Here is a 17,506-nt window from a genome sequence, read left to right on the forward strand (position 1 = left end):
AAGCCTAACTGCAACGGCCGCAATTGCCTGGCTCTGACCTGCCCCTGAAGTTTCACCCAGTAGCGGTTAGAGTCTCGGGGGATGTTACGCCGTTTGGCGCGGTGTGAGCAACGTGCGATCGGCGGAGCTGGTCGGGGTTGCGCAGCCGATCGCACGTTGCGGTGAGGTAGGCGGCATAGGCCGCAGGAGTCAGATAGCCGAGCGAGGAATGCGGGCGTTGGCCGTTGTAGTCGCCGACCCAATCCGCAATCTTGGCGCGGGCGTGATCGAGGCCGAAGAACAAGGTTTCGTTGAGAAGCTCGTCCCGCATCCGGCCGTTGAAGCTTTCACAGAAGCCGTTCTGCATCGGCTTGCCCGGCGCAATGAAGTGCCAGTCGATCTTGTTCTCCTCCGACCAGGCCAGCATGGCATTGCAGGTGAACTCGGTGCCGTTGTCGGAGACGATCATGCCCGGCTTGCCGCGCTGATTGATCAGCGCCGTCAGTTCGCGTGCCACCCGCCGCCCCGGGATCGAGGTGTCGGGGATGGCCGCCAGACATTCCCGGGTCACGTCATCGACGATATTCAGGACCCGGAAGCGACGGCCGCTGGCGAACTGGTCGTGGACAAAATCCAGCGACCACCGGGCGTTCGGCCGAGCCTCGACCAGTATCGGCGCTCGGGTGCCCACGGCGCGGCGGCGGGCTCGGCGCTTGCGCACGCTGAGGCCTTCCTCTCGATACAGACGGTAGATCCGGTTCCGCCCGGACGGCTCGCCCTGCTGGCGAAGCAGCACGAACAGCCGGCGGTAGCCGAACCGCCGACGGGCATTAGCAAGCTCGCGCAAGTGGCCGCGTAGTTCGGTGTCCGGCGGTCGGCACGATCGGTACCGAACCATCTTGCGGTCAGCGCCGACGATGCCGCAGGCCCGCCGCTCCGACAGACCCATGACGGCCTGCAGGTGCGCGACGGCTTCGCGCTTGGCGACGGGCCCTACCATTTTTTTGACAAAAGCTCGCGTAGCGCTGCAGCATCCAGCATCTGCTCGGCCAGCAGCTTCTTCAGCTTGGCGTTCTCGTCCTCGAGTTGCCGCAACCGCTTGGCATCGGAGACGTCCAGACCGCCGAACTTCGCCTTCCAATTGTACAGCGTCGCTTCAGAGACGCCATGCTTCCGCGCCAAATCGGCAGCCTTCGCACCTGCCTCATGCTCACGCAGCACGCCAATAATCTGCTCTTCCGTAAACCTGGCTCGCTTCATCTGTCCGTCCTTCAGAAGGCCGGACTCTAACTTCAACTGGAGGAAATCGGCAGGGGCAGGTCAGCATGAAGCAGCTTGGCATCGGTCGGAAAGGTGATGGCCTTCGGCTGCACCGTGGTGTCGACGGTGACGCGCTTGAGGTCCTGGCCGCGTAACGCGCCGGCCTCGTGCGCCACCCGCAGGCTCTCCGCCAGCAGCAGCTCCAAACTTGTCGCCGAGCCGCTTGCGCCAATGGCTCAGGTCCGAGCGCTCGTGCGGGAAGGCATGCTGAAAGAACTCTTGCCCGGTGAAGAACTGGAAATACGGGTCGTGAACCCAGCGCTCGCAAACGCCCTCATCGGACAGCCCGTAAGTGTGCTTGAGCAACAGCAGCCCGATCATGAACCGGGTCTCGATCCCGGGCCGGCCATTCTCGCTGTAGAGCGGCGCGACCTCGCCGTCGATCCAGTCCCAATCGATCTTGCCGGCGAGCTGAACCAGCTCGTGCTTCATGTTGATGATCTGTCCAGCCGCGCCCGGAACAGATCGTTCGATCCCGTCGTCCTGTGCTTCTTCGGTCGCATCGGCCCCTCCGATGCACCACAGAATCATGGTCCGCAGCGAAAGGGAATCCACAAACGAAAATTGCAAGGTTTGGGGGCCTCAAGCCCCCAATCCCTGCAATCTCAAATGCCGCCGCAACCGGAAAACTGACTCCTGCTCAAACGCGCTTAGAGCCTTGTTCACGGACGACTGAAAAGTCGGCTGTTGCGGCACACAGACATCAGTGATCCAGTCTGTCTAATTGGCAGGACTGAAGGTCATGATGAGGCATCGGCAAGTCGAACAGGCTGCGTTGTTCTATGAGTTCTCGCTCGAGGTTAGAAGATTCGACTTCAGCTTGGCGGCCGAAATGACGCGATTTGGGATCTGAACACCGATCAGCGGATGAAGCTGCTGGGTTAGCCCATCCGGTCGGCCCACTTCCGTTGGCGCAAAGACGGTGGCGACGTCTCTGCCGATACTCTTGAGCGGATTTCGCACCCAGCCTTTTGGATCATCACTGTTGAGTTCTCCTTTCCGGTCCGAAAGGATGCTCTGTTTCACCCCCGTCAAAGTGGATACGGAGTACGGACGAATCTGAGCCCCTTGCTGTGCTCGTCAGGCCCCTCCCCTGAACAGGAGGCTTGGCCGGGCCACCTGTGATCGAGACGGATTCCGTGGAAAGCGTACGCGCAACCCGGAAACCCAGAATGTTGTTGCGATTTTCAGGGGAGTACCAAAACCGATTGGCCGAGCGGAGTACCCGCGGTTCGCTGACCCAGGAGCCTCCGCGTACAGAACGCAGATTGCAATTCCCATCGGTCCGCGCACTTCCGTCGTCGGGCGCCCCCAGGTATCCGCTCTGGTAGCAATCTTGCACCCATTGCCACACGTTACCGACCATGTCGTAAAGACCAAATGAATTGGGCTTGAACGATCCAACAGGAGAAGTTTGCTCACCATCCCATCTGGTTCCGCAGGCATTGCAGTTGGCATTCCCCTGGCCGATCTCATTGCTATCCCAAGGATAGGCAGTCGTGGTACGAGCGCGAGCCGCATATTCCCATTCGGTCTCCGTGAGCAGGCGATAGGGCCGATCGGTCATTCGCGTCAGCCAAGATACGTATCGCTGGGCGTCCTTCCAACTGACATTGATCACCGGTTTCCGGCCCCGTCCCAGGCCAAGGTCATCAATCCAGGGGCACCCTCCGAGCGAAGCGCAGAGATCCCAGTCGGCAAAGGTCACATCGAACTTTGAAACGGCAAATGGTTTGGCGATAGTTACCTCGCGTAGTGGATCCTCTTCCTTTGGATAGCGACCTAGCTCGGTGTCAGGTGATCCCCTCTTGTATTTTCCCAACTCGATAACGATCATCTCAGGGCAATCATCGTCCTTGCTGCATTCCTTGAATAGGTCCTTCGGCTTGAGCATGCGCTCGGCATCAGGCTTAAGGACGTAGGGCTGAAAGTGGTCGCGCATATACGGCCTAACGACGAAGAGCCAATGCGCGAACTCATGAAGGCTAGGAAAGCCGATGACGATGCTGACCGCCAGTAGCGCCGGGGCGGCGTAGGCGTTAATTTGTCTCAGAATTTGGCTTCGACGCCGGCCCAGAAAACGCGCGACGGCATGCGCAACAAAATCGTGCGATAATTCCCACTCCGCGCGCTCCTCGTCCAAAGTACGCGCAAGCCCAGCCTCGTCCAACGCGTTCAATACCGCTCGAACCTCCGCAGGCCGGAGCTTGGCATCGGCGACGAGCTCCTTTTCCGAGCGTGGCCGCTTCGTTCCTTGTTCAGAGATCATTTGCTCAAGCATTTGCGGCGCGCAGTCGCGAATGCCCGGCTGCTCAATTGTCCGCTCAATGTAGCGACGTACGAGAACCCCAGCATCGAGCGAGGGAGCAATGGGTTTACCAGAGGCAAGTACGTAACCAATTACATTCAGCGTGATTGGCCGCACCATTCCGGGTGTTTCATCCAACTCAGCGGCGCTCGTCAATAGCCGATCGATTGCATCCGCCTGCAATCCTAGCCCGGATTCTTCCATAAATGCGCAGGCGGACGGGAACATGAAACGGCCGACCTGGTACAGGTTCTCGCCGCTGCGCAGGAGGGGAAGGCCGATCTTTTCGAGCGGCACCTGATATTCGGTGCGCACGACAAGCATCAGGGTGAAGCCTTTCACAGGACGCGATCTAAGATCAGCGACGAACGCAGCGAATTCCCGCTGCTGCATCGGTTTGCCCAAGATCACGAACTCTTCGAACTGATCCAAAACCATGAGGAGCCGATCCGATGTCCGATCGACAAATTCCTGAATTGTCCCCCGAAGCTCGTGCTTCTTCGAATCCTGCGATTCCGCGTGCGCCGAGCGCAGTAGCGCGTCGAGCAAAGCACGTTTCGGGTGCTGCCATGCGCGCGCTTCAATCACCGTCCATCCTTGCTCCCTGAATTTCGGAAGGACATAGGCATTGAGCAACGAACTTTTTCCGGATCCAGAATCTCCGCATAAGAAGAGTAGGGCCTGATCGGATCTCTCGATCCATTCCAATACCCGCCGTTCCGCTTGGTCGGCTCGCTTGAACTTCGCACGATCTTCAATCGTGTTAAGATACGGTCCGATGCGGAAGTAACCAGTCTGCTTCGCGCCCGTTTTGACAGCGAGCACTTGCATCGCGCGCCGCGTCTTTTCCGCGAGCGCCTCTTGGACCACCTGGGCGATTACGGCGACAAGACAAAGTCCGATCAGAAGACCGTATGCCCACGTCGGAATTCCGAGATTGAGTGGGTCAATGATGTATTTTATTGCCGTAACGAAGAACAGAATCCCCAGCAGCAGCGACAATAAGGCTGCTGTACGTCCGAGCAGTCTGCCGGGCAGGAAGTTGCGGATCGCCTTGATATCGTGCTCGCCAAGTAGCGGCAATTTAGGAGCTCTAGACGTGGCAGTTTCGCCCTCGTCGACCGCGCTTTGCGGTTGTTTGCCCAAGCGAGGATAGTAACGATTTAGGAGAAATTCATGCTTGAACAGGCGCGCGAGGATTTCGGGCCAAGCAAGGACGTCCACTCTGAACAAGCCCTCAGCCGCATTCCGGTCGCTGATCAAGCGTGCGGCGGCTTGAATCTTCGCATCCGGGAGCGCCGTTGTTGCAACGATGAGGTGCCCGAGCGGTGGCTTGAATTTCTTGGCCTCCGATACTTCACGCTCGAGTTCTGCGCTCGCGAGCGCGTTTGACTCAACTGTCGAGCTCTTTAGCTTGCACTGGATACCGTGAAATCTGGTCCCATTCTTGGGTAGCCCGAATATGTCGACGCCGAACTGGTTCTGGCCTGATCGGCCGTGGCGTTGAATGTTCGGGCAATCCCACTCAAGCTCCCAGAGCGCCAGACAAAGCTCCTCGAAATCCTGCCAGTTCTTGGGAGGCGGTAAGTCGAAATACTGCGGGTCCACGCCCAGTCCTTCATGCTGGCTCGACTGTTGGAACTCACACTACCACCCGCTTCGAAGCGAGCGATAGGCGCGAAATGCGAGCGAGGCCTTGACGGCTAGGGGGCATCGTCCAGGAGGACGACGCCGAGGTAAAGGCTCCATTGACTGATGGCGCGCAGGCCATCGCAAACCATCGAAGTATCCTCGGGCAAATTCTTCTTTTGCGACGCACAACAAAAGTGGAGGCGCGCGTCGATGGCGTTTCGCTCAATTCCGAAGCTCTATCAGTTGTTGGATAGGTACGTTCAGTGGCCGACCTTCCGTTTGCCGCGACGCACAAGCGTAGATGTCTGAACTAGCACAACAAAGGGGGCACCAACGTCCGGGGTGATACTTGCAGGCTTAAATGAAAACTCTGCGTGTCCACATCGCTCGACCTTCTTCAGCGCCGGCTTCACCTCGGATTCGAAGCGCTCGGCGAGCGCTCAGCCAAGTCACTGATGAATAGCGAAGTGCTCGCCTCGACCATTTGAGAGCCGCATCGGCCTGCTGTGGTGCGACTTAAATTCTTTGTCTTTCAGTACTATCAAGCTGGCCGTCGCTCGGACTGCGGACATTTGGCTCGACATAAAACTCAGGAATCGCTGAGCATCTGCAGCGTTGCGGTTCGCAAGCCCATCACGTCCTGCATCAGGGTCGTCTTCGATCGTAAGTTGATCTCCGCCAGGAAGGCGGTCGAGTCCTTCCGCATTGCGGCTTCTGCGGGAAGCTCCCATTTGCTCCAGCGCGCCTTGACGTGCTTATCATCCAGCAGTTCGAGAGACTCCTCGCGCGACAACTTCTTCTGCTTCGACAATGACATGGCGAAATCCCATCAAATACCGAGACGTTGAGGATCTGCCCTCTGAGGGCAGATTTGAGTAGATAAGACGCCGGAAAGAGACTAAACTACCTAAGATAGACGTCAAATTTATATTCTCGGCCGCTGGACGGTCGCAAGACGCAGGCACGGGCTTCAATTTGGCAGACCGATGAATCCGTTCTTGATCTTCCCGCGGCCGCCGACGCTTCCTCTGCGGCCCTCCCGCATCTACGCACGGCTCGACGATATTGCCGAGCTTGCTAGCACAGGCGGCTGGGAATTCCTATTTGGCGGCCTCGATGCCGACTGGTTCGACCAGAGTCCCGGCATCGCGAAACTGCGCGGAAACCAACGAATCGGCATGATCGAAGTCATGCCCGTATTCTACTTGGAATTCGACGCCCAGATTGGCGATCCGCTACACCTGTTTGTAAGGACCGGGTTGATCCAGTCTGCTTGGATAGAAGTCAGGCTACAAGAGGGGCTCGGCGCTCGTCTCTATCGCAACCTCTACGCGGAGGCTGAGCCCATCAACATCGTGGACGTCAGGGCAGTCTCCGCTGAGGTCGCTGACGACCTTGATGAGGTTCACGAGCTGTCGGATTGGGACGCCACAGACGAAGCCGTCCAATCGAAACTCTCAAGGTTGAGGGGCTCGACTATCGAATCGCTTGCCGTTTACGACGTTGGTCAAGGCGCTGCCAATAGCGGCAGTCCATCGTCGAACAAGCCCGCCTTTTACTTCGATTTCGGAGGCGGAGTTCGATCCCACACTAGCACGAGGCCTCATTCGACACCCGATCTATGCTTGTGCGCTGATCCTCTGATCGTGCTGTCGCACTGGGATTCGGATCACTGGTCATCAGGTCCTCTCGTCGCGAAATCGCTGACTCTCGATTGGATAACCCCTTTCCAATCGATCACCTCTCCTCATCTTACCTTTGCCAGCTCGATTATTTCGGCAGGTGGTACGCTCTTGGTGTCGAAAGCAGCGGCTGGTAGGAGCTTTTCGGCCGGCCAACTACATGTCTATCGAGCCAGCGGGACTAGTCGGAACGATAGCGGGTTCACTTTGAACGTCGACCCGCCTACCACAGGCAGTCCATTCTTCTTTCCGGGTGACGCCGACTACACCTATGCCGCCGGCAAGCCCTCCATGAGCGCGGGGCTGGCAGCGACCCATCATGGTGGAGGTTGGAAAAGCACGCGGGGTCCGCCAACGGCCACGGGCCTGGGACGAGACCGGGTCGTGTTCAGTTACGGCATATTTCCCTCGGGACTGCCGAACACCTATGGGCATCCCACCTCTCGTTCAACCGGCGACCACGCGATGGCCGGGTTCAATCGTCTCGACACCCCATTGCGGACTGCCCCCGGTTCTACCGGCCACGTTCATCTGGACTGGGCGGGCACGCCCGTTGCTACCGCACCATGCGGTCGGCGCGCTTGCTATCAAAATCTGGACCAAGCCTGAGGCCTTCAACGAAACGCCATTTCGTTGGATCGCGATTTTCTCGTCGGAGGGCTGATATGACATCTAGCAAGCCAGCCAAGAAGAAGGCCAAGGCCAAGCCACCGGCTGTGGCAAATAAATCGACGAAAGCAGCGTTGCTAAGTTTATATGCAGCACAAAAATATCTCGACGGTGACGTCCAGAAGGGTGCGGGCCTGAAGATCCCCTTCGACGTTTACTTTCAGGACCCACTGTTCGCAAAGAACAATCCCGAACTAGCATTCGACCGATTGTTCGTCGCCTGGGAGCCAGGGTTGTCCTCTGGGCCGACCAGCGCTCGGTTCGCGGTGGTCGACTACAACGGCGATACGGGCGCATTGGTACCGCCCGTTCGGTGGGATTTCGGGACCAGGCAATTCATCGACTCTCATGGGACTGCCATAGACAGGAAGCTCTTGCACCGCTCCCTGCAGGCCCATCAACTGCATGTATGGGCGGTTCTCCAACGAGCCCTGGATTTCTTCGAAGGCGGGCCCGGTCTTGGTCGCCGGATATCTTGGGGATTTGAGGGTAACAGACTGATTGTCGTACCTCACGCCGGGTACGGTCAGAACGCATTTTACGATCGCCAGAGCAAATCCCTGCAATTCTATTATTTCGATGGAGCCGGAGGAGCGGTTTACACCTGTCTTTCCACGGACATCATCAATCACGAATTCGGCCATGCAGTGCTCGATGGCATCCGTCCTTACTTCATCGAGGCGATCAACCCGCAGACAGCCGCTTTCCATGAATTCATGGGTGACCTGACGGCAATACTGATCGCTTTCCGCAACAACGATTTCCGCAACTACCTGGTGGAAGCATCCGGCGGAGACCTCGGCAAAGATACGAAGCTAAACCGACTTGCTGAGGAGTTCGGTAAAGCGGTGAGCGACAAGCCCTATTTACGAACGGCTCGCAACAAAGAGAAGCTATCCACGCTGAGGGACGAACAGAGGCCACATCTACTGTCGCAGGTCCTCACCGGCGCAATGTTCGACATCATCATAAGGCTTTCGCGTTACTACATTGACAAACGCAAGCGTACAAAATCTCAAGCGTTTTGGGATACCATTCAGCGCATGCAGCAGATGGCCGTGCAGCCACTCGATCTGTTGCCGCCCGTGGACGCGTCGTTCAAAGACTACGCGCTGGCTGTATTGCGCATGGAGCAGATCGCCAATCCATCGGATCCAGACAACTACCGCGGCATGATGATGGATGTATTTATCGATCGCGAGATCCTAACAGACGCTGACATTAAGGATCTGAAACTGCCTCGTCAGGTCTTCGAAAGGCTAACGCTTGACGTATTCCACGAGGTGGAGGACCTATCCGGCTCACGGGCCGAGGCTTATAGATTCCTCGACGATAATCGAGACCGCCTCTACATACCCGCGAATGCTGACGTTGTAGTATCTGATCTTCACGTCGCGCAAAAGCTGACACGACAATCCCGTCGGCTGCCGAAACAGATAATCTTGCAATACATCTGGCGCGAGGATGTCGCGCTTGAGGGACCAAGGTTCGGCCGCTTCGAGGGACAATCGGCTAGCATGCTTTGCGGCGCCACGCTGGCTTTCGATCATGAAGGCAACGTCCTGGCATGGTCACGAAAAGCGGGGACCGAATTCTACGGGCGCGGCCAAAAGAAGGACGACGATCAACGCGAGCGCGACGAAGGCGTGAAGCGTAAAGCCGCATTCCTCGATTCGATTGCGGCCAGAGTAAAGGCCGGTCGGATCGGCAATGCCCTTGGAGGCGCAAAAGGAATGCTCGGCACGAAAATCCCGCCATTCGTTTCACGCGAAGTCGACGGCGCGCTGCGGTTCGAGCTCTCGCCTCATTTCGCCATTCATGACGACTCCAAAGACGATCTGGGTGAACGCCGATGGCAAATAAGCTCCTGATCCGCGCCTACAACGTCGAACTCGGCGACTGCATCTATTGTCGCATCCCAAAGGCGAAGTCGACACAAGGAGGTGCCGAGGACTTCCACATGCTGATTGATTGCGGCTCGTGGGGATCTTTCGCATCGTTGAAATCGGCGGTCGAGCACCTGAAATCCGAGCTGCCCGACGGAGATCACGGAAAGAAGCGGCTCGACCTTCTCGTCGTGACCCACGAGCACAAGGATCATATCGCCGGCTTCGACGCCGATCTCTTCAAGGACTTGGCGATTGGAAGCATCTGGATGAGCACGGCGATGAACCGCGACCATCCGCAATCCCAAAGAGCTTTCGCTCTCCAGGACTTTGCCAAGAGCGCAATGCGCGAATTGGCTGCGCAAAACCTGGAACTGGATCCAGAGCTTCGAGAGCTCGTGGAGCTGTATGGCGTCTCCAACGACGATGCGATTGAGACATTGCAGAAGACGCTTCCGCAGGCGAACCAAGATCAAGCCGAAGTACGTTCACGCCGGCGACACGGCTGCCAGCCTGGGAATCAAGCTCACAGACACGACGATCGAGGTCCTCGGGCCCGAGCAGGACATCGACGGATATTATCTGGGCGAAGACCCGGATGTTTCCCTACGGGGCTTCCAAGAAGGGGCAAAGCCCTTCAAGGCTCATATCGCAAAGGATTCCGGCTCGCCCCCCAAGAACATTAGCCTGGCCGATTTCCGGCGACTGCAATCCAGAATGATGTCCAATGCGCTCGCATTCGCGGATGAGGCCGGCAGCGTGATCAACAACACAAGCGTAGTCCTCCTGATTGAGTGGAACGGCAAGCGCCTGCTCTTCGTGGGAGATGCTGAGTGGGGCACTCGTTACAGACCGAAGAAACAAAACGCATCGTGGAACGTGATGTGGCATCTACACAAAGATAAGCTTGGAAAACCTATCGATTTTCTCAAGATCGGACATCACGGTAGCGTCAATGCCACCCCTTGGAACGACGCCGAGGACGGCGAACAGACCGAGGCTTCTGCGATCTTGGACGCTATCCTGCCTCTAGAGCGCGCCAGCAAAGCGAAGGCGGTCGCCTCGACATTACGCAAGAATTATAAGTCCATTCCAAGCTCGGCTCTCCTGGTCGAAATAGGGAATCGAGTGCAAGACTCTAAGGTTTATGAAAAGGTCCTCACCTCAGACGGCATCAAACTCAAGGATCTGCCCTTCTTCACACAACGTGAGAAGCGTTGGCTCGGCAGCAAGCAACCCCTCCGGACGGATTTCGAGGCCCTTCTTTCGAAAGACAATTTCGTCGAAGTGGAAATCGGATCGTAGGCACCTCTTTTGCAAGTTTGACGGGTACACGCACGTGAGCGATCTCGCGATTATTTCGAAAATAGAGGATACGGGCAACGATACGCCGCGCGCGGGCTTCGAAGTCAGAGACGTCCTCGGGGAGGTCGAGGAAGGCGTCGGTCTAAGCCTCTCTGGGGCGACTTCCGCGCGATGCTCTTCCACTTGGGGAGCCTGATCCGACTGAACGAACTGGGTCTACTGCCGACAATTGATTGCATCGCGAGTGTCTCAGGGGGGGCTCAATAGCTGCGGGAATTCTCGCAGCCGGATGGTCTCAGCTCCGATTTCGCGACGAAGGCGTTGCAGACGGCTTCCACGACGTAGTGTCGGTGCCGCTGCTGCGTCTTGCAAGGAAGCACGTGGACATTCCGGCCGTCCTGGCTGGGTGCATACCGTTCGTGCACGCGGCCAACGTCGCGGCGCAGATCTACGACCAGGCCGCATTCAAAGGGAAAACCCTGCAGAGCCTGCCTCAACACCCACGTTTTTGTCTTTCTTTCGACGAGCCTGCAAAGCCGGGTGCTGTGGCGTTTCGCGCGCGACTACACGGCTGATTGGAAAGTTGGCCAGTGGAAGGATCCGAATCTAAGTCTAGCCCTCGCGGTCGCTGCTTCGGCGGGTTGTCAATCGGCTTGCAACTTTGACCCCTCATCGGCGTCCAATTTTGGCTCTGACGCAATTTTGGTGCAGCACTGGTCATGTGGCGCCGATTAGCCGAGCCTGCAGCAAGTCGAGCTTGGCGCGCCCGTACATTTGGCGCTTAACCAGTTTGAGTTTGGTGATCTGGCCTTCGGTCTGTCCGTTGGACCAGGACGTCGTAATCGCTGCGCTGACGGCGGCTTTGTCCTTGATGACGCCATTGGCGAAAGACATGACGAGGCTTGCGCATGCTCGTTCCAGCCATGGTTCAAGCTCTCCGTGAGCCTTCTTGCGGATCATCGCATGGAAAGCGGCTATGATCTCTCGAGCTTCCACCAGGAGAGGAACGCCTTGCTCAATCGCCGCAATGGTGACGGTCTCTGACTTTGATAGCGTATCGCGGCCATTGGTCATCAGGCGGGCGATAGTTCTCGCGGACGGTACGCGCTGCAGGCTCTGAGCATCGGGCATTTCGGCACGCCGACGGCGTGTCGCCCATTCGTGCAACGACTCGCACCGAGCCTCTAAATCCCTGCGCCTTGAGGCAACGCCACAGGTCGGCGCCATTACAATGACCAGCGGCCCACTGAACATCGAGCCATGGCAGGTAGTGCTCGAGCGAGCTCTCGCGCACCCTGAACACGTCGGATCGCTGACCTCGCAATACCCTGCGGATGAGGCCCCGGCTATGGCCGGTGAGCCGTACGATCTCCTTTATGGAGACGCCCGTCTCAGCCTGTTTGAGGATTGCCGAGTTGGTGTCTTCTCGCCGAAGATAGCCCTCATATTGAATGCGCTCGGCGGCGGTCAATAAGTTGGGATTTATGGTGGCGGAGCCGACCACGATGCGGACCTGGCGCATGGATTTGCGAACAGCATCCAGGAAGGCGTGGCTGGCGTTCTCCATGAGGTGCCAACGGTCGGCGACCTGGGTGGCGTGCGGGAGTGCCTTGGCCACAGCAAGGGCGTAACCGCCGCCGCGGTCGCGCGCGACCACAGCGATCTGTGGTTGCCCCGCGAGCCAGGCCTGCGCAGTGGCTGGCTCTCTGTCGGGTAAGAGAGTGATCGGTCGTCGCCGCTCGAGGTCGCAGATGATCGTTCCGTACCGCTGATTGCGCCGCCAGGCCCAATCGTCGATGCCGATAACGCTCGGCGCAGCAAAGGGCGGACACCCGCGCCTTCTAACCACCCGAAGCAATGTGTCGTTGCTCACGGGCAGCATAAGTCGACGGGCAAAACTCGCCGCCGGGCGGCCGCCCAAGGCAAGGCCAAGGTGATGGACGATCAGATCGAGCCGGGTCGTTCGCCGCGCCCACGGTGCCAGAGCGCCGTCATCGAAGCGCTCGGTGAAAATGCGCCGACCGCACAGAACCGTAACGCAGCGGAAGCGGCGCGCCACGACCACCAGGCGAACCTGCCGCCCCGCCAGCGGCAGATCGGTGAGGCGCCGCTGATATCGGCTATGGATCCGCGCAGAACTGGTCCCGCATCCGGGACAGAGACTCGTCCCGCCTCGTGGGACGTACGGTGATCACGGTCGTAGCGCCATCACAGAAGGCGCTTTCCACTTCAAACCCGCGAGGGACCAAGGCCGACGGACGTAGGGCTCGCTGCATCATATTGATTCCTTTATGAAACCAACGCGAGCCGGCGCTTGAACTTCATCAAAAGTGAGTCAGAGCCAATATTGCAGGCCGAATGACACGCGTGGCCGTGAATGTTGGGATGAAATATGGGACATCGTTGGTCCCAAGACTGAATACGTCATGGCAGGTAATGGTGCGACCTGGCATGAGGATCAGTTTGTGCCTGTAACCGGACACGGTCGCGCGAGAATGTATGGTGGACGTATAGCTTCGGCCCAACCGATGTCGAAGATTAAGTCGGCGGTGTGCTCGTTGTCTGCAAGGACGTCACCTCCGAGCACATGGCAAGAGAAGCCCCAAAGCTTATTGATGAGGAGCTAAAGAACCGCGCCACGAACACCTTCGCTGTGCTTGGTGCCCATTGCCAACCGAACATTTCGTGACGTGTCGAGCCGGACCGATCTTGAAAAGTATAGGGGCGGCTTGCCGCGTTCGGACGAGCGCAAGTCTTGCCTACCGCAGCAAACTGGGCTGCTGCCCTGCTTCGAGATGTGGTCAACACCGCCCTGAGCGCGCACAGGCAGGCGAAGAGCGCATTACTACTTCCCGCCTCCACTTGTTCTAAAATCGCGACAGGCGCACTAGTAGGAGTCTTTTACCCGAGCCTGTCTTTGTGTCACTTGAGTTGGTTCTGCGGGATAGAGTGCTTGGCTCGGTTCGGCCCCCGCTCAAGGTTACGAGGGGCCAGAGGATCGCGTCGTATGAACTTCGATGTCGAAGCAGGTGCCGACCATGACATCTGCTCGATCCATATCCGGGCGCATCCAGCGCTGGGGCAATGGCTTGATCTGCCACGACGGACAACGAACGAATTGGACCAAGCGAGAACTCCGTCGCCGTAGTCACACCATGCAACGTGGGCCGATTTCGGGTTTGGGCATCTGGATCGCTTACGTCTCGTCTTTGTGTTCAAGTAGCTGAACGCGACGGGTAAACGGCCAACAGCGTCATTGCCCCTGCAGCATCCATCGCCTTTCATTTGGTGCTCGGTATGTCCTTCCCGATGGAATCGTGCAACTGCATACTGATGGCATGAATGGCGTCAGCGAGATCGTTTGGATCTCCCGTTTCTCGATGTGCGATCGCGGTCTCTTGTACAGTCTGCACAAATTCGTTTGCATCTAAAACGCCCTTCCGATCGAGCTCAAGCACCAACGTCCGAAGGACGGAAAGCATGCCTAGCACCAATCGATCCCCAGGTATCTTTCGGCTGGTCGCCATGGATCAACTCCCGCTATCTGGCTTAGTCCACAGTATCGGACCCGTTCGCGACTAGCTAGACCACTCAATTTTGGACCATCATCCAACTGCTAGTAGACCAGGAGTGCAATTTTAGGTCTATGCTTGCCCGGCGATAGTTTACAGTTTGGGGCGGGGATGAAATGGCTAAACTCGCGGGCTTACCTGAGGAAACGTTCAATGCGATGCAACGTGTCCGGGACACTGCCTTGGTTCGATTCGATAGCCTGTTCTCGCCCGGTAGCAAGCTATGGTCGCTCGCAAACCTTCAGCTGTTTCACGATATGTTTGTGGACCGATTTGACGAGGGTGACGGATCTTTTCTAGAAAAATTCAAAAAACAGCTCGAGGGCGCTAGTGACGACATTTTTCAGCTAGCCGCAGAGCTTCTATATACCCAACAATTCTTTACAAGCCTCTCCGGCCCCGAAAAGAAACTCGAAAACGTAGAAGCGGTACTTAGTTGGAGCGCGAATCCGCCACTGATTCCAGAATGGGCAGTCGTTGGTGTGAAGAATGGACTTGCGGGTGACCAAAGCTTCAACCAGCATCGACCATTCCATTTGGCATGGCTAGATGAATTTCTAATACATTGGCAAGCACTGCCGGAAGCGGATCGATCTGCTTTGCTTGCCGATCCTTGGCGCTTCGCGGCCGACGTTCGCAGTGTGGAGTCATCCCATGGAGCCTACCAGCCAATGCAGGAAGCTTGGCTCTACATCGTGTTTCCCGACAGATTCGAAAACATTTCGTCGAGAAAGGATAAACGGCGGATTCGCGAAGCCTTCTACGATCGCCTTAGAGGAGGTCCCACCGATAATATTGACGCCGATCTGTTGGAAATTCGAGGCCAACTAGCCGATCAAGAAGGAGAGGGCTTTCACTTCTACCGGTCGCCCATTGTTGAGCGATGGCAGGAGGCTAAGATTTCCGGGCGCGACATTGAGCTATTTCGGCAGAGCCGGTCTCGCGAAAAATACACTGATTTCACTACCGACGAGCGTACTGCGCACAAGAGAGTTCACGACGCACTTCGTAGACTGGGCGAAATAGCGCTCAAAGAGCTCGGGGGCGAGCGCGATTATGCATTGAAGCTAACTTCAGGCTTTCATCCGGTTTCAGGTATCCGAGGAAGAAAACCGAAGGACCTCTGGTTTGGGGTCTATCGTAAGGCTAACGATGAGAAATTCCTCGGGAATCCACAACTGTTCATGATCGTTTCTACCAGAGGGGTTGAGTGGGGATTTGCACCTCTGACTCATCCCGACGATTTCTCGAACCAGGACATCAAGCGTCGGACGAGAGAGGTAGCTAGTCTAGTCCTTGAACAGTTACCCATACCCGGCTCGCCAGAAGCTAAGGATCTGGGAAATCGATTATCAAAATCGGGCAAATGGAATTTGCGGCGGAAACAACGCCTGGAGCCAAACCACTCTGAGTTTCAATCCCTCGATGAATGGCTTTCGTTCCTGCGGTCCGATGACGGCATTCGAAATGCTGGTGGCGCAATTACACGTTACGTCCTGGCGGAGGAAGTTGATTCTGTTGATTTAACGGAGGGCGTCCGAGATTTGGCTCTCCTTTTCCGTCCGCTCATGGAACGGATGATAGCCGATGCTCCACCCAGCGCGGCCGCACCCCATGAAACTCAAACCATGATTTCGCAAGTACCTAAAGCTGGGTTGGTAACTCTCAGCGATTTGCTCCGTACGTTTCTACGCGAGCTGATTTCTGCGCAAAGTGGACCATTCCAGAAAACAGACCCACTTTGGAACGCAATGTCTGAAGTGAAAAGCCGTCTCGAGCAGTTTCCGGCAGTTCAGAACCGTCCAAACTTATTGATCAATATCAGCGTAGGTCAAGGCAACTGGGCGACGGTTCCTTGGATAGCGCTGTTGAATACAAAGATTACGAGATCGACTCAGGAGGGCATCTACGTTGTTTTTCTGATTGCAACCAAGTTGGATCGTATTTTTCTTACTCTCAACCAAGGCACAACAACTTTAGTCCGTGAGTTAGGGCAACGCGAGGCACAGAAGCAAATGCTTGATGTTGCCGGAAAAACAAGAGCGCTCATTCCGGAGCTCGCGGCCGCAGGATTCTTACTAAATAATGAAATCGAGCTTGGCGGTGGCGGCTGGCTTGCGAAGAACTATGAAGCCGGAACGATCGCTCATGTAGAATTGCCGACCGACGCATTTCCAAGTGATGAGAGACTAAATGAGCTGCTTGAGGCTGTACTCAACGCCTACGACCGAGCAGTAGATGAGCCCACTGGTGAGAAGGCGGCTTCAGGAGAGCCTCCGACCCCCGCCATTCCAAAGATAGAATCTTATACCTTGGAGAACGCTATCTCGGAGCTTTTTCTCGAGCAGCCAATGCTCGAACGGCTTTTAGCAATTTGGGCCGGAAAGAAGAACCTTATCTTACAGGGTGCGCCGGGAGTGGGTAAAAGCTTCGTTGCAAAACGACTCGCTCATCTGCTGATCGGACAGAAGGATTCGGGGCGCATTGAAACGGTTCAGTTTCATCAATCATATAGTTATGAGGATTTTGTCCAGGGATATCGTCCAGATGGAAAGGGAGGATTTACGCTGCGTGATGGCGTCTTCCATCGATTCTGCGAGAAGGCGCGGCTGTCGCCTAGTCGAAAACACGTTTTCATCATCGACGAAATTAATCGTGGAAACCTTTCAAAGATTTTTGGCGAGCTTATGCTTCTCGTCGAGTGTGATAAGAGAGGTCCTGCATGGGCCACAAGCTTAACCTACGCTCAACCTGATCAACCCAGGTTCTTTGTTCCAGAAAATGTCTATATGCTGGGTATGATGAACACTGCTGACCGGTCGCTATCAATGGTGGATTACGCGCTCCGCCGTCGATTCTCCTTCGTCTGGCTTGAGCCTATGTTTGGAAGCGAGCAATTCAAACAGTTTCTCGTTGACCGAGGCGTTCCGGAACTAGTCGTCGGACTGATCGTGACGCGAATGACGGCACTAAACCAAGCTATTGGCGAAGACCGATCCAATCTTGGGCCCGGCTATCGTATTGGACATAGCTTCTTTGTTCCTCCTCAGGATTTTGAGTACGACTCAACATGGTATAGGCGAGTTATCGAAAACGGAGGTGCACCCGTTGTTGGAAGAGTATTGGTTTGACGACCCAGACAAAGCCGACAGT

Annotated in this window: 10 protein-coding genes and 3 pseudogenes; 6 read left to right on the top strand and 7 right to left on the bottom strand. The window is 56.6% G+C overall.

Going from position 1 to position 17,506, the window contains the following annotated elements:
- Positions 1 to 52 precede the first annotated feature (52 nt).
- The 5 genes and pseudogenes from ACVWYI_RS02520 to ACVWYI_RS02540 all read right to left on the bottom strand — a co-directional run bounded on the left by ACVWYI_RS02520 (position 53) and on the right by ACVWYI_RS02540 (position 6,056).
- Entirely contained in the window at positions 53 to 1,120 is a 1,068-nt protein-coding gene (locus ACVWYI_RS02520; protein WP_456661132.1) for an IS3 family transposase, read from the bottom strand.
- Positions 1,087 to 1,239: pseudogene (locus ACVWYI_RS02525) on the bottom strand (transposase); the annotation flags it as partial. The pseudogene ACVWYI_RS02525 and the gene ACVWYI_RS02520, both read right to left, overlap by 34 nt.
- 62 nt (positions 1,240 to 1,301) lie before the next feature.
- Positions 1,302 to 1,802: pseudogene (locus tag ACVWYI_RS02530) on the bottom strand (transposase); the annotation flags it as partial.
- 476 nt (positions 1,803 to 2,278) lie between these two features.
- Positions 2,279 to 5,215: an SUMF1/EgtB/PvdO family nonheme iron enzyme gene (locus tag ACVWYI_RS02535; protein WP_456661133.1), complete on the bottom strand. Its 2,937-nt coding sequence runs from the start codon at positions 5,213 to 5,215 to the stop codon at positions 2,279 to 2,281.
- 613 nt (positions 5,216 to 5,828) lie between these two features.
- Complete coding sequence (locus ACVWYI_RS02540; RefSeq protein ID WP_456661134.1) at positions 5,829 to 6,056, bottom strand: hypothetical protein; 228 nt, start codon at positions 6,054 to 6,056, stop codon at positions 5,829 to 5,831.
- Positions 6,057 to 6,225: 169 nt separating this feature from the next.
- On the opposite strand from ACVWYI_RS02540, the gene ACVWYI_RS02545 reads away from it, so the two are divergent.
- The 5 genes from ACVWYI_RS02545 (at position 6,226) to ACVWYI_RS02565 (ending at position 11,356) form a co-directional block, all read left to right on the top strand.
- Positions 6,226 to 7,530 carry a hypothetical protein gene (locus ACVWYI_RS02545; RefSeq protein WP_456661135.1) on the top strand — a complete coding sequence of 435 codons (1,305 nt, stop codon included), beginning with the start codon at positions 6,226 to 6,228 and terminating at the stop codon, positions 7,528 to 7,530.
- A gap of 56 nt (positions 7,531 to 7,586) precedes the next feature.
- Positions 7,587 to 9,461, top strand: a complete 1,875-nt coding sequence (locus ACVWYI_RS02550) for a serine protease (RefSeq protein WP_456661136.1) — start codon at positions 7,587 to 7,589, stop codon at positions 9,459 to 9,461.
- Positions 9,443 to 10,162 carry an MBL fold metallo-hydrolase gene (locus tag ACVWYI_RS02555; protein ID WP_456661137.1) on the top strand — a complete coding sequence of 240 codons (720 nt, stop codon included), beginning with the start codon at positions 9,443 to 9,445 and terminating at the stop codon, positions 10,160 to 10,162. The genes ACVWYI_RS02550 and ACVWYI_RS02555 overlap by 19 nt, the downstream gene beginning before the upstream one ends.
- 31 nt (positions 10,163 to 10,193) lie before the next feature.
- On the top strand, positions 10,194 to 10,781 hold the full coding sequence (locus ACVWYI_RS02560) for a hypothetical protein (protein ID WP_456661138.1): 588 nt from the start codon (positions 10,194 to 10,196) through the stop codon (positions 10,779 to 10,781).
- Positions 10,782 to 11,125: 344 nt separating this feature from the next.
- Positions 11,126 to 11,356 (top strand): hypothetical protein, encoded by a 231-nt coding sequence (locus ACVWYI_RS02565; RefSeq protein ID WP_456661139.1) that lies wholly within the window; start codon positions 11,126 to 11,128, stop codon positions 11,354 to 11,356.
- 142 nt (positions 11,357 to 11,498) lie between these two features.
- On the opposite strand, the pseudogene ACVWYI_RS02570 reads toward ACVWYI_RS02565, so the two are convergent.
- Both ACVWYI_RS02570 and ACVWYI_RS02575 read right to left on the bottom strand, forming a co-directional pair.
- Positions 11,499 to 13,057, bottom strand: a pseudogene (locus tag ACVWYI_RS02570) (ISL3 family transposase).
- 1,005 nt (positions 13,058 to 14,062) lie between these two features.
- Positions 14,063 to 14,308: a hypothetical protein gene (locus ACVWYI_RS02575; RefSeq protein ID WP_456661140.1), complete on the bottom strand. Its 246-nt coding sequence runs from the start codon at positions 14,306 to 14,308 to the stop codon at positions 14,063 to 14,065.
- A 227-nt stretch (positions 14,309 to 14,535) separates the two neighbouring features.
- On the opposite strand from ACVWYI_RS02575, the gene ACVWYI_RS02580 reads away from it, so the two are divergent.
- Complete coding sequence (locus ACVWYI_RS02580) at positions 14,536 to 17,484, top strand: MrcB family domain-containing protein (protein ID WP_456661141.1); 2,949 nt, start codon at positions 14,536 to 14,538, stop codon at positions 17,482 to 17,484.
- The last annotated feature ends 22 nt before the right edge of the window (positions 17,485 to 17,506 follow it).

Source organism: Bradyrhizobium sp. LB13.1, assembly GCF_054056815.1.